This window comes from Exiguobacterium sp. HSB13 (genome assembly GCF_056764755.1).
This window is the reverse complement of sequence record NZ_JBUZOM010000001.1, coordinates 1,581,342-1,594,397: the sequence shown is the minus strand read 5'-3', so window position 1 is coordinate 1,594,397 and position 13,056 is coordinate 1,581,342. Positions and strand designations below refer to the sequence as shown.

The 13,056-nt window shown below is 47.2% G+C and carries 16 protein-coding genes and 1 tRNA gene; 13 read left to right on the top strand and 4 right to left on the bottom strand.

Annotation, left to right across the window (positions count from 1 at the left end; translation table 11 throughout):
• Nucleotides 1–115: 115 nt before the first annotated feature.
• On the top strand, nt 116–427 hold the full coding sequence (trxA, locus tag ACZGCQ_RS08540) for a thioredoxin (protein WP_023468994.1): 312 nt from the start codon (nt 116–118) through the stop codon (nt 425–427).
• Nucleotides 428–486: 59 nt separating this feature from the next.
• On the opposite strand, the gene ACZGCQ_RS08535 is transcribed toward trxA, so the two are convergent.
• Together ACZGCQ_RS08535 and ACZGCQ_RS08530 are read right to left on the bottom strand one after the other, a co-directional pair.
• The gene (locus ACZGCQ_RS08535; RefSeq protein WP_481266023.1) at nt 487–867 is read right to left on the bottom strand and encodes a VOC family protein; all 381 of its coding nucleotides are present in this window, start codon (nt 865–867) and stop codon (nt 487–489) included.
• Nucleotides 868–878: 11 nt separating this feature from the next.
• Nucleotides 879–2,201 carry a dihydrolipoyl dehydrogenase family protein gene (locus ACZGCQ_RS08530; protein WP_481266022.1) on the bottom strand — a complete coding sequence of 441 codons (1,323 nt, stop codon included), beginning with the start codon at nt 2,199–2,201 and terminating at the stop codon, nt 879–881.
• Between the two features lie 82 nt (nt 2,202–2,283).
• On the opposite strand from ACZGCQ_RS08530, the gene uvrC reads away from it, so the two are divergent.
• Complete coding sequence (gene uvrC, locus ACZGCQ_RS08525) at nt 2,284–4,068, top strand: excinuclease ABC subunit UvrC (protein ID WP_481266021.1); 1,785 nt, start codon at nt 2,284–2,286, stop codon at nt 4,066–4,068.
• A 41-nt stretch (nt 4,069–4,109) separates the two neighbouring features.
• Here the strand turns inward: uvrC and ACZGCQ_RS08520 are convergent, their stop codons facing one another.
• Complete coding sequence (locus ACZGCQ_RS08520) at nt 4,110–4,724, bottom strand: PH domain-containing protein (RefSeq protein ID WP_411211117.1); 615 nt, start codon at nt 4,722–4,724, stop codon at nt 4,110–4,112.
• A 117-nt stretch (nt 4,725–4,841) separates the two neighbouring features.
• A complete protein-coding gene (locus ACZGCQ_RS08515) occupies nt 4,842–5,261 on the bottom strand; it encodes a YslB family protein (protein ID WP_047393602.1) in 420 nt (139 codons plus the stop codon).
• Between the two features lie 213 nt (nt 5,262–5,474).
• On the opposite strand from ACZGCQ_RS08515, the gene ACZGCQ_RS08510 reads away from it, so the two are divergent.
• The 11 genes from ACZGCQ_RS08510 to ACZGCQ_RS08460 all read left to right on the top strand — a co-directional run bounded on the left by ACZGCQ_RS08510 (nt 5,475) and on the right by ACZGCQ_RS08460 (nt 13,050).
• Nucleotides 5,475–6,092 carry a succinate dehydrogenase cytochrome b558 subunit gene (locus ACZGCQ_RS08510; protein ID WP_214727497.1) on the top strand — a complete coding sequence of 206 codons (618 nt, stop codon included), beginning with the start codon at nt 5,475–5,477 and terminating at the stop codon, nt 6,090–6,092.
• 19 nt (nt 6,093–6,111) lie between these two features.
• The gene (gene sdhA / locus ACZGCQ_RS08505) at nt 6,112–7,875 is read left to right on the top strand and encodes a succinate dehydrogenase flavoprotein subunit (protein ID WP_481266020.1); all 1,764 of its coding nucleotides are present in this window, start codon (nt 6,112–6,114) and stop codon (nt 7,873–7,875) included.
• Entirely contained in the window at nt 7,875–8,681 is an 807-nt protein-coding gene (sdhB, locus tag ACZGCQ_RS08500; RefSeq protein ID WP_023468986.1) for a succinate dehydrogenase iron-sulfur subunit, read from the top strand. Before sdhA ends, sdhB begins: the two co-directional genes overlap by 1 nt.
• A gap of 56 nt (nt 8,682–8,737) precedes the next feature.
• Nucleotides 8,738–9,193: an acyl-CoA thioesterase gene (locus tag ACZGCQ_RS08495; RefSeq protein ID WP_029342293.1), complete on the top strand. Its 456-nt coding sequence runs from the start codon at nt 8,738–8,740 to the stop codon at nt 9,191–9,193.
• Between the two features lie 65 nt (nt 9,194–9,258).
• A complete protein-coding gene (locus tag ACZGCQ_RS08490) occupies nt 9,259–9,522 on the top strand; it encodes a phosphocarrier protein HPr (protein ID WP_012371023.1) in 264 nt (87 codons plus the stop codon).
• Between the two features lie 86 nt (nt 9,523–9,608).
• Complete coding sequence (gene racE, locus ACZGCQ_RS08485; protein WP_029342292.1) at nt 9,609–10,415, top strand: glutamate racemase; 807 nt, start codon at nt 9,609–9,611, stop codon at nt 10,413–10,415.
• On the top strand, nt 10,416–11,171 hold the full coding sequence (gene rph / locus ACZGCQ_RS08480) for a ribonuclease PH (protein WP_481266019.1): 756 nt from the start codon (nt 10,416–10,418) through the stop codon (nt 11,169–11,171).
• A complete protein-coding gene (locus tag ACZGCQ_RS08475; protein ID WP_481266018.1) occupies nt 11,168–11,761 on the top strand; it encodes an XTP/dITP diphosphatase in 594 nt (197 codons plus the stop codon). The genes rph and ACZGCQ_RS08475 overlap by 4 nt, the downstream gene beginning before the upstream one ends.
• 5 nt (nt 11,762–11,766) lie before the next feature.
• The gene (locus tag ACZGCQ_RS08470; RefSeq protein ID WP_481266017.1) at nt 11,767–12,276 is read left to right on the top strand and encodes a metallophosphoesterase family protein; all 510 of its coding nucleotides are present in this window, start codon (nt 11,767–11,769) and stop codon (nt 12,274–12,276) included.
• A 73-nt stretch (nt 12,277–12,349) separates the two neighbouring features.
• A tRNA-Arg gene (locus tag ACZGCQ_RS08465) sits at nt 12,350–12,423 on the top strand.
• Between the two features lie 102 nt (nt 12,424–12,525).
• The gene (locus ACZGCQ_RS08460; protein ID WP_231681742.1) at nt 12,526–13,050 is read left to right on the top strand and encodes a hypothetical protein; all 525 of its coding nucleotides are present in this window, start codon (nt 12,526–12,528) and stop codon (nt 13,048–13,050) included.
• The last annotated feature ends 6 nt before the right edge of the window (nt 13,051–13,056 follow it).

The window sequence follows — 13,056 nt, the reverse complement described above, 5'->3', positions numbered from 1 at the left end:
TTTTCGCGTGAGCAGTTTCGTTTGTTGGAAGAGACTGCTATGATATACTCGAATCAATAAAGAGATCACCTATTTTTTTTACCGGGTCGATCTACTCATTAGGAGGTTATGATCAATGGCAATCGTACACGCAACTAGCCAATCATTTAAAGAAGAAACACAAGAAGGACTCGTCCTTGTTGATTTTTGGGCAACATGGTGCGGACCATGTCGTATGCTCGCACCAGTTCTTGAAGAACTTGATGCTGACATGCAAGATGTAAAAATCGTCAAAGTTGACGTAGATGCAAACCCAGAAGTAGCTGGAGCATTCCAAGTTCAAAGTATCCCGACACTCGTTCTCTTCAAAGATGGACAACCTGTCAACAAAACAATGGGCTTCATGCCAAAAGACGCACTTAAAGAATTCGTTGAAACATCTAACTAATTCTTTCCTGCATATCAAAACAGACCGTTCTGCACAGGCAGAACGGTCTGTTTTTTTAATTACATTGGCGTGCAAAGTTCAATCAGGTGACCATCGGGGTCGAGGACATAGGCGATGACTTGCCCCCATGGTTTTTGAGTAGGAGCGAGGACGGTCTCATATCCTGCCTCTACCACCTTCTGAAATAGAGTCGGGACGTCATCCGTGATGAAACCAATCTCTAACGTCTGTTGTGTTTTTCCGCTTGGTATCGTGTAATCCGGAATCAACTGTTGCACGTCTTCACGCGTATTGAAGGCAAGTGTCGTCTGACCGGTCTCGAACTCGATGTAGCTCCCGTGCTCCGCCTTGACGGATAGTCCAAGAACATCTCGATAGAATGTCAGCGTCCGTGCAGTGTCTTCAACGTATAAAATCGTATAACCGTATTGAATCATCAAAAAGCCTCCTGTCAATCCTCGAATAACGAAGCGATGTCTGAAGCAGGTGTCGGATAAGCGAATCCAGTTTGTTGCATCGAAGTACTTGGAATCCGGTGTTGCATCGCAAACGAGAAATAGTTTGCTAGTTCCGCTGCATTGACACCGATGAAGTGTGCGCCAAGGACTTGATCATCTTCCCCAACAAGAACTTTCGCTCGAGCGAAACTATCTTTGATTCGTGCGTTCGTTTGCCAAGAAGACGTATCAATCAAGCGACCACGGTATGAGATACCTGCTTTTTTCAAAGCGGCTTCCGTCTCGCCGACGAGGGCAAGGTTCGGGGCAGTGAATACGACGCTTGGGACAGGGAGAAGCTCGAGTTTTCGATTGTTTCCTTCGAGCATGTTATCGGCAGCAAGTCGTCCTTCGGTTCCAGCAAACGGCGTCAACGCTGGATTCCCACTGACAGCAACATCTCCTGCGGCATAGATATGTTCGACGGAAGACTGAAGGTACGCATTGACATGAATTCCTTTTTCATTATGCGCAACACCGATTTCTTCGAGTCCGAGTTTGTTGATACTCGCGACACGTCCAGTCGCATTCAATACGACATCCGTCTTTAATACATCGCCGTTCGATAAATGCAGAGAGTCTTCTTCGTAAGCGACGACCTCTGCTTCTTTGATGATTGAGATACCAAGTGCCCGTGTGGCTTCCAACAACACATCGACCAGTTCACTCTCGAATTGTTTTAAAGGACTAGAACGTAAAACGATTGTGACGTCTGCCCCAGCAATACGAGCGAGATGAGCGAACTCGAACGAGATATAACCGCCGCCGATGCAGACGAGTCGTCGTGGAAGTTCTTTCAGTTCAAGAAACTCATTACTTGTTACGAAACGCTCACTACCGGGTACAGATAATTCGCGAGGTCTTAGACCGGTTGCGATTAAAAACTGTTTCCCTTCGATTTCTTCTTCACCAATTCGAAGGCGATGTGAAGACACGAAATGCGGTTCTCCATGGAAATAGTCGATGTCCGTTTCCGCGTACCGCTTTCGAGTTTGCTCCGGGATGGCACGTGTGTATTCATTTTTTCGCTCCATCAATTGGCGCCAATCAATCGAAATCAGACCCTTTACACCGTATCCGAGCAATCGCTCGACAGCGTCTTTCGTCTCACTACCCGTCAGTAAGATTTTTTTTGCGTCACACCCACGTTGGGCGCATGTGCCGCCTGGAGTGAAGTTCTCCACGATGGCAACACGTAGCCCTTTTTCAGCGAATTTATAAGCCGCTTGATTTCCAGCGGAACCTGTTCCAATCACAATGCAATCATATGTACGCATTTTTCATCCTCCATATGTCATAATCAATGTATGGTATTTACCCGAACGAATAAAACTAGAAACGGTGAAAGGAGACATTTATTTGGGACATCAAGAACATATCAAAGCGAAACTATCCCTTTTGCCTGATGAGCCAGGATGTTATCTGCACAAAAATGAATTCGGCGAAATCATCTATGTCGGAAAAGCAAAAAATCTCAAGAACCGAGTCCGCTCCTATTTCACGGGAGCACATGATATCAAGACGGAACGCCTCGTCGCGGAAGTCCGTGACTTCGAATACATCATCACAGCCAGTGAACTAGAAGCGTTGCTGCTTGAGATGACGCTAATTAAGAAACATGATCCGAAGTACAATATCATGTTGAAGGACGACAAGTCGTATCCGTACTTGAAAATTACGAATGAGACCTATCCTCGCCTGATCACGACGCGTAAGTTAAAAAAGGATGGTGGTCATTATTTTGGTCCTTATCCGAATGCCTATGCGGCGAACGAGACGAAACGTCTGTTAGATCGTTTATATCCGCTGCGTAAATGCCAGCCGATGCCGAAAAAACTTTGTCTGTACTACCATATCGGTCAGTGTCTCGGTCCATGCGAAATCCCGAATCTCGAGCCGGAACAAAAAGCGCTCGTTTCAGAAATCCGACGTTTCTTGTCGGGCGACACGAAAGAGCTTGTCGAAGACTTGAAACAGAAGATGGCGGACGCGGCCGAAACGATGGAATTCGAACGTGCCGGAGAATTGCGCGATCAAGTAAGGGCGATCGAGTCGATCATGAACAAACAAAACATGATCACAGCGGATTTGACGTCACGAGACGTATTCGGAATCCATGTCGATAAAGGTTGGATGTGTGTCCAAGTCTTCTTCCTTCGCGGCGGAAAGATGATCGAACGTGATGTCTCGCTTTTCCCGATCTATGGTACGCCGGCAGAAGAACTCGAGAGTTTCATCGTCCAGTTCTACGAAAAGAACATCAAACCGAGTGAAGTCTATGTACCGCCTCTCGTCAATCAGCTTCTGCTCAAAGAAGCGCTATCGATTAAAATTCACGTTCCGGTTCGAGGATCAAAACGGAAATTACTTGATCTAGCGACAAAGAATGCTGAAAATGCGATCTCGGAACGCTTCGAGTTGTTAGCGAAAGATGAGAAACGGACCGTTCAAGCAGTCGAAGAACTCGCCGATGCGATCGATGTTCATCCATTATCACGGATCGAGATCATCGATAATGCGAACATTCAAGGAGCAGACGCCGTTTCGGCGCTCGTCGTCTTTGAAGACGGTAAACCACTGAAAAAAGAATACCGGAAGTTTAAGATTCGGACGGTTCAAGGACCGGACGACTATGAATCGATGCGGGAAATCGTGCGTCGGCGTTATCGACGGTTGTTACTCGAAGGAGCGCGCCTTCCGGACCTTGTTTTGATTGACGGAGGAGTCGGACAGTTGAATGCTGCTTTAGAAGTCATTCAAGATGAACTCGGCTTATCCCTGCCGGTCGGCTCATTAAAAAAAGATGACAAACACCGGACGAGTCAGTTGTTGTTTGGAGAAGATGCCCGCCTCGTCGAACTAAGTCCTCGTTCAAGTGCATTTTATTTACTTCAACGGATGCAAGATGAAGTGCACCGGTTCGCGATCACGTTCCACCGCTCGCTCCGCTCGAAAGGGATGACCCGTTCCTTGCTCGACGAGATTCCAGGAGTCGGACCGAAAAGACGTCAGCAGTTGATTCGTCATTTCGGATCGATGCGTAGCTTGCGACGCGCAACGATCGAACAGTTGGCGGAAGCAGGATTACCTGTGAAGTTAGCGGAAACCGTCGCTGAATATTTAAGTCAAGCGAATGAAGAATGAAAAAATGCCGTCCTCTTGAAGAGGGCGGCATTTTAAAGTGATTAGTTGTTGATGTACTTCTCGTAGTATGAACCGAAGTCACGCTGGTTCCACTGATAGTAGTGACCTTGTAGCCACTCGAAGGATTGTTCAGACAACTCTTTGAATGTTTGCGGCACGTTCATGTCACCTTGACGAAGTCCGCCGAGAATCGTGACCGAATGATTCAATGAGCTGTTTGCGAACTCGAGCATCTTTTGTCCTTCATACTGTTTTTCAGCGATAGCAAGAAGTGTTTTATAAAGATCTTTCACATGTTCAAGTTGTTTTTTATCGACGTCGATCGAATAATGTTTACCACCGATTTCGAATTTGATCTCGACATCAAGATCGACTGTTCCCGCCGTTTCGAACATGACGTGGCGAATCGGATAGTGTGCATACGGATAGCGATACAAGACGCGTTTTGAACTGACGGCACTCTCACCATCGAGGTGAATCAAAGCCAGATTCGTAAAGCAATACTCATCAGATTTGGATTTGATCAAGAAATAGATTTTCTCGCCGTCTTCATGCAAGACATAATCGTCAGCGGCTGCCTTGTCGAAATCATCAGGATGAATGACTTGTCCGATATCACTAAATCCCGTTAAATCTGCTGCTAGTTTTTTGAACATGTGAAGTTCCTCCTCGCGATTTGTGTACGAATGATTTTACGAGCACTTACTGCAAAAGGTTTCATGAATCTATTTCGATGTTGAAAATTAAGATTCCTGTCACGTTCTATGTAAATTTTACTTGAGCGGTTCAAGTGGATCTTTAGGATCGATTTGGACCGTGATTTGAACAAGTTCTTTACTTGTCTCAGCATATCCTTCCGCGACACACCCGTTAAAACGGGAGAACTGTTCAGCGAGGAAACCGGCTTCGAGTTGGAAGTAGCCTTGTGGTCGTTCATCTCTCGTTGTATCAGGAGGAGACAGCACGAATGAGATAGCAGTTCCTTTGCGTTTCTTGATTTCGAGCGTTCCCCAACCTGCTTGTTCAAAAAATGAGGCTAATTCAGATTCATCTACGACAGGGAATTGACGCGCTAAACGTTTACCTGCCCAATAGATGACTTGCCGATAATCCGATCCAAGAAGATCGGTCAGCACATAATCTCGGATCAATTCGATACCGAAAAGTGGTGTTTGATTTGGTGTAGCATCCATCATGATTCACTCCTATCTGTGAACCATTATACCGAGATGATTCTTGTCGGTCATTGTTTTCCTAAAAAAATTTGCAGTTAAATGCAACGGCTCGGGTTGTCTTCTAAAAAGGACAGGAGTAGAATAAGTGATGAAAAGACGAATTTCCTTATGAAAGCGCTTTTCTACCAAAATGCGCCAACGGTTGATTGGCAAACAAAAGGGGGGATTTGGATGGCGAATCATCGTGATTTCGTGAGTCGTAAAATACACTCACTGCTCGGCGTCATTCCAATCGGGTTATTTTTACTTTCGCACTTAACGACGAACTACTTCATCGTACGTGGTGAGGAAGACTTCAATAAGGCCGCGGAATTCGTGGGGAACGTTCCGTATCGATTGTTCTTAGAGATCTTTGTCATCTTCATTCCGATCATCTTGCATGGCGTCTACGGTGTGTACATCGCATTCACCGGTTCTGCGAACACAGGACGTTATACATACTTCCGGAACTGGATGTATGTACTGCAACGGTTTAGCGGTGTATTCCTTGTCGTGTTCATCACGTGGCACGTTTGGGAAACACGAATTGCCGCTGCGATGGGAACAGCAGTCGATGCAAGCATGATGCAGAACATCGTCGATAACGGATTCATGCTCGCGTTCTATATCGTCGGGATCTTGGCGACGACATTCCACCTTGCGAACGGACTTTGGACGTTCTGCATCACATGGGGAATCACACAGTCACCAGCATCTCAACGGGCGATGTCTTACGTGGCAGCACTCGTATTCATCGGTTTATCGTTTGTAGGCGTACGCTCGATCTTAACGTTTGCAGGCGTGTTGTAAGGAAAGGGGAACTGACAACATGGCGAACAAGAATCTTGTCATCATCGGCGGAGGGCTTGCCGGTCTGATGGCTACGATAAAAGCAGCGGAGCAAGGCGTACCAGTTAAGTTATTCTCACTCGTACCCGTCAAACGCTCACACTCTGTTTGTGCACAAGGTGGCATCAACGGAGCGGTCAATACAAAAGGGGAAGGGGATTCACCATACCAGCATTTCGACGACACGGTATACGGTGGGGACTTCCTCGCAAATCAACCACCTGTTCAAAAAATGGCGGAAGCAGCGCCGAAGATCATTCATATGTTCGACCGGATGGGTGTTATGTTCAACCGGACACCGGAAGGCTTACTCGACTTCCGACGTTTCGGAGGAACGTTGCATCACCGGACGGCATATGCTGGAGCGACGACAGGGCAACAACTGTTGTACGCATTAGATGAACAGGTTCGTAAGTTCGAAGCGCAAGGTTTGGTAGAAAAATACGAAGGATGGGAATTCCTTCGTGCCATCATCGATGACAATGGCATCTGTCGTGGAGCGGTTTGTCAAAACCTCCGGACGATGGAAATCGAGGCATTTGCCGCGGATTCTGTCATCCTCGCGACAGGTGGTCCTGGCGTCATCTTTGGAAAATCGACGAACTCGGTCATCAACACAGGACAAGCAGCAGCAGCTGTCTATCGTCAAGGTGCGATTTATGCGAACGGTGAGTTCATCCAGATTCACCCGACAGCGATTCCTGGAGACGATAAGTTACGTCTTATGAGTGAATCAGCACGAGGTGAAGGTGGTCGCGTCTGGACGTATAAAGACGGTAAGCCTTGGTACTTCCTCGAAGAGAAGTATCCGGCATACGGAAACCTTGTTCCGCGAGATATCGCGACACGTGAGATCTTCGACGTCTGTGTCAATCAAAAACTCGGCGTCAACGGGGAGAACATGGTCTATCTGGATCTATCGCATAAAGACGCAAAAGAACTCGACGTCAAACTCGGTGGGATCCTTGAAATCTACGAGAAGTTCGTCGGTGATGATCCACGAAAAGTACCGATGAAGATCTTCCCGGCCGTTCACTATTCAATGGGTGGACTATGGGTCGACTATGATCAGATGACGAACATCCCTGGATTGTTCGCAGCTGGTGAATGTGATTATTCGATGCACGGTGGTAACCGTCTCGGAGCGAACTCACTTCTCTCTGCGGTATACGGCGGAATGGTCGCTGGACCATCAGCAATCGCGTATATGAACGAACTCGAGACATCAGTTCATGAGATGAATGAAGACGTCGTCGAAGCGCATAAAATCGAAGAGATCAACCGCTTCAACGATATCCTATCGATGGAAGGTACGGAAAACGCGTATCAAATCCACCGTGAGCTTGGAGAAGTCATGACGGACAACGTCACGGTCGTCCGTTATAACGATAAGCTCGAAGAGACACTGACGAAAATCAAGGAACTTCGCGATCGGTTCACGCGCATCTCGGCAACGGATACAGCACGTTGGAGTAACCAAGGGGCATCGTTCATCCGTCAGCTCGATCACATGCTCGATCTAGCCGAAGCAATCACGCTCGGTGCCTTAAAACGTGACGAGAGTCGCGGGGCGCACTACAAACCGGACTTCCCGGAACGTAATGATGAACAGTTCTTGAAGACGACGATGGCACGTTATACGAATGGTCATCCGGAAATCTTCTATGAAGACGTCGACACGTCGTTGATTCCACCACGGAAACGCGACTACAGCAAGAAGTCGAAGAAAGAGGTGAAAGCATAATGGCGACACCACTCGAATCATCTACTACGCAAAAATCGGTTCAATTCATCGTTCAACGTCAAGATGGACCAGATGGTAAACCGTATGATGAAGCGTTTGAAATTCCGTACCGTCCGAACATGAACGTCATCTCTGCTTTAATGGAGATTCGCCGAAACCCTGTGAATGCAGCCGGTGAAAAAACGACACCAATCAACTGGGACATGGGTTGCTTAGAAGAAGTATGTGGCGCTTGTTCGATGGTCATCAACGGTACACCACGTCAGTCGTGTACGGCACTCGTCGATAAACTCGAGCAGCCAATCCGCCTGCAACCAATGCAGACGTTCCCGATCGTTCGTGACCTTCAAGTTGACCGTCAACGCATGTTCGATGCGTTGAAAAAAGTCAAAGCATGGGTTCCAATCGATGGAACGTACGACTTAGGTCCAGGACCACGGATGCCAGAGAACAAACGTCAATGGGCATATGAGTTATCGAAATGTATGACGTGTGGCGTGTGTCTCGAGGCATGTCCGAACGTCAACGATCGTTCGACATTCATCGGACCAGCATCGATTTCACAAGTTCGTCTATTCAACTCGCATCCGACAGGTGCTTTCCACAAGGAAGAACGCCTTGAAGCGTTGATGGAAGATGGCGGGATCATGCAGTGCGGTAACGCTCAAAACTGTGTCGAGGTTTGTCCGAAAGGGATTCCGCTGACGACTTCGATCGCAGCGATGAACCGTCAGACGACACTTCATTCATTCAAGAAGTTCTTTGGTAGTGACGAAGGACGGACAGGTGAAGCAGTTAGTTCATGATTTATCAAAGAAGGAGCTTGCTCCTTCTTTTTTCATTCAGACAGGAGGAACTCATTGTGCGCGTACCAGCTTATATTCCAGAACTTGAAACATGGCTTGAACAGATGAAACATGGCACACGACTCGACGTCGCGGTTCGTTTTGCGGAGACGGATGCCTATGGTCATATGAATAACCGGGTACCTTTCGTCTATTTTGAGGACGTTCGGACATTGATGTTAGAGGAAACAGGATATTCGCTTGCAGAAGACGGCATTATCGTCGTTGCGGATGCCCAGTGTAATTACATTCGCCAAGTTTATCCACGTACGCGTCTTGCCGTCTATGCCTATCCCGTACATGTCGGAAGTGCGTCGTGTGACGTCCATTATGCGGCATTTGATGAGCAGGGTGAACTGATGTTCACAGGACGGACATCGATGGTACAAATTGATCGTGCCGGGAAAGCATTCCCGTGGAGTGAAGCGTATAAAAATTCCTTGCAGAATCGATTCGAATCCGTTATCATTTGATAATGAGTTCACATATTCGAAAACGACTCACTAGTACGTTATTAGTGAAGGGAGATTTCTTAATCATGGAAAAAACATTCAAAGTCATCGCGGATTCAGGCATTCACGCTCGTCCGGCTACTCAGCTCGTCAACACAGCTTCTAAATTCCAATCAGACATCAACTTGGAATACAACGGGAAGACTGTCAACTTGAAGTCAATCATGGGTGTTCTTTCACTCGGAATCGCGAAAGATTCAGATATCAAAATCGTTGCAAACGGTGACGATGCTTCTGAAGCAATCACGACTCTTTCAGATATGCTGACTAGCGAAGGTCTTGCTCAGTAATCCTGTAATCGTACATTCTCGGACGCCGGTCTTGCACCGTCGTCCTTTTTTGTTACCATAGGAAAGAGAGAAAGAGGTGGAGAAGAGTGAATCGAGCGATTGGAGTACTAGATTCCGGAGTCGGTGGGTTGACGGTCGCACGTGAATTGATGCGACAGTTGCCCCATGAGCGAATCATTTATGTCGGGGATACATTGCGGTGTCCGTACGGTCCTCGTCCAGAAGAGGAGATTCGTGAGTTTACGTGGGAGATGATTGATTATCTCGTACAACAAGATGTGAAATTGATCGTAATCGCCTGTAACACAGCAACGGCTGTTGTTTTAAAAGAAGCGCGAGAACGTTTAAATATACCTGTCATTGGTGTCATTGATCCTGGAGCCCGTGCGGCAGTCAAAGTGACGCGGACGAAACGAATCGGTGTCATCGGAACGAAGATGACGATTACAAGTAATTCCTACGAGAAGGCGTTACGACATGTCGAAGGACAAGTCGTCGTCGAATCGTTAGCCTGCCCACCGTTCGTTCCGCTCGTCGAGTCGATGCAGACGGACGGTACTTATGTCGAACGTGTCGTTGCGAATACATTACGACCTTTAATGAATTATGATATGGACACATTGATCCTTGGGTGCACACATTATCCACTTTTAGCAGATGTCATTGGACGGGTCATCGGACCAGGCGTCCAACTCATCTCTTCAGGGGACGAGACAGCACTTGAGGTAGCAGCACTACTTGACTACAATACGATTTCAGCAGATGTGACACAAATACCGGAGCATCGTTATTATGCGACAGGCGATATTCGCTCATTTGATCAGATTGCAACGGATTGGCTCGATCAGCCAATCCACGCAGAACGCATCGTGCTTGGAACGGAGGAAGACTAAATGCGAATAGACCAACGAACAGCGGAGAAGCTCCGTCCCATTCACTTATCGGTTGATATCAATAAACATGCAGAAGGTTCGGTTTTAATTGAACTGGGCGATACGAAAGTCCTCTGTACGGCGACCGTCGAGGAGAAAGTACCACCATTCCTTCGTGGTAAACGCCAGGGCTGGATCAATGCTGAATATTCGATGTTACCACGAGCGACGGCTCAGCGGACGGCACGAGAAGCCGTCCGCGGCAAGCAGACGGGACGGACGATGGAAATCCAACGTCTCATCAGCCGCTCGCTTCGGGCAGTCGTCGATTTAGAAAAGCTCGGAGAACGGACAATCTGGATCGACTGTGACGTCATTCAGGCAGATGGTGGTACACGAACAGCATCAATCACCGGTGGATTTCTAGCTCTCGTGCGTGCAATCGATCAATTGATTCAAGCAGGAAAACTGACGGATACACCGATCAAAGAGGGTATCGCAGCCATTTCGGTTGGAATCGTCGAGTCGAATGTCTTGCTCGATTTATGCTACGAAGAGGATGCTGCGGCGGAAGTCGACTTCAATCTCGTCATGACCTCATCGGGTAAAATCGTCGAGATGCAAGCAACAGGAGAAGAGTCGACATTTTCCCGTCAAGAGATGCTCGAAATGCTCGAACTTGGGGAAAAAGGAATTAAGGAACTGATTAATGCTGGGCGTGAGGCACTCGGTGTCTCTTGGTGGTATGTAGGAGAAGAAGTGGGGGAACATAGATGAAGGTCATCGTCGCAACACACAATGCAGGTAAAGTGAAGGAACTTGAAAGCATGCTGGGTCGTCTCGGTTATACGGTCGAATCGTTACTCGATCACGCCGATGCTCCGGAAACGGATGAAACAGGTGAAACATTCGAGGAAAATGCACTCTTGAAAGCAACAGAGGCAGCAGCCTACTTTGGTCACGCGGTACTTGCTGATGATTCAGGACTTGAAGTTGACGCTTTAGATGGCGCTCCAGGCGTCTACTCAGCACGCTTCGCGGGTCTTGAAAAGTCGGATGCGGCGAACAATGCTCTACTACTTGAAAAGTTAGAAGGTATTCCGGAAGAGAAGCGGACGGCGCGCTTCGTTTGTGTACTCGCGCTAGCGAAGCCAACTGGTGAGACATTGACGGTTCGTGGAACGATGGAAGGGCGAATCGGTTTTGAAGCGGCGGGGTCGAACGGTTTCGGTTATGATCCATTGTTCGTCACGGCAAGTGGACAAACGGCTGCTGAGTTGACGAAAGAAGAAAAAGCGATGGTTAGTCATCGTGGCAATGCATTGCGTAAGCTCGAACAGGACTTAACTACTTTCTTAGGAGTGTGATGAAGATGAGAGCGTTGATCGTTAGTGATAGCCATGGACTAGAACAAGAACTGCTTACGATATTCGAACGTCACCAAGACGTGGATTTGGCATTTCATTGTGGGGACTCCCAATTGACGCGCGACATCGAATCATTATATCCATATCGTGTTGTGCGAGGGAATTGCGATTACGGACACGATTTTCCGGAAGAAGTCATGTCGGAATTGGATGGTCATACCATCCTTTGTGTCCACGGACATCGTCAGGACGTCAAATACAGTCTAGATGTCTTGCAACATCATGCGAAGGAAAAGCAAGCGGACATCGTCTTATATGGTCATTCCCATGTTGCGAAGGCTGAATATCGGGACGGCGTATTATTCATCAATCCAGGTTCAATCCGGATGCCACGCCATCGACCAGACAAGACGTATGCGATTCTTGAAGTGGATCAAAACCGTTATTCTATCGATTTTCTCGATGTGAACGGCGATCGAGTGAATGCCCTGCATCTGGACGGAACATTTTTGTAATAAAATAAATGCAATGTTTGTAATGTGATTGACACGAAAGAATTGTTCTAGTATAGTTTATTCGTGTTGACACGTCCCAATAGCTCAGCAGGATAGAGCAACGGCCTTCTAAGCCGTCGGTCGGGGGTTCGAATCCCTCTTGGGACGCTATAATTAAAATAGAGACTGCCCTTACGAGGGTGGTCTCTTTTTTTTATTCCGATTTTCAATTATAATTAAGGTATCATGAACTCGAAAGGGATGAATGCAATGTGGAAAAAGGTTGGAGCAGTCCTCGTGCTAAGTACGTTTCTTGCTGGATGTAGTGAGATTTCAAATACAGTCGACGATGCAAAACAACAAGTCAACGATGTAAAAAATAGTGTCGATTACGCTGGAGAACTTCAAGGCATTGCAAAAGATACGGCACAAGTCACGTCAGATTTGTCGGCTTCCTTGAATGAGGCGGCTACGACAGCGCGTGAATCTGCGAACCCTGAACAAGCACTTGATCAACAAATCGAAAAGTTGAAGGAAAACGGAACGATTGATCAGTTCAATCAAGAACTGGATCAAATCGATCAACGATTAGCGGGACTTGAAAATCCGCCACAAGAATTGCAAAATTTAAGTGCAAAACTCGAGCAGTACGTGAATCAGTCGGAAGACATCGCTCGATTACTTGAAGCGGACGTCTCATTAGATACGTTGAATCGATTAGGAATCGAGCAGGCGGGACAACTTCAAGAAGCGATCACGAACTGGACGTCTTTACTCGATCCATTTACAAAATAAGTAGTT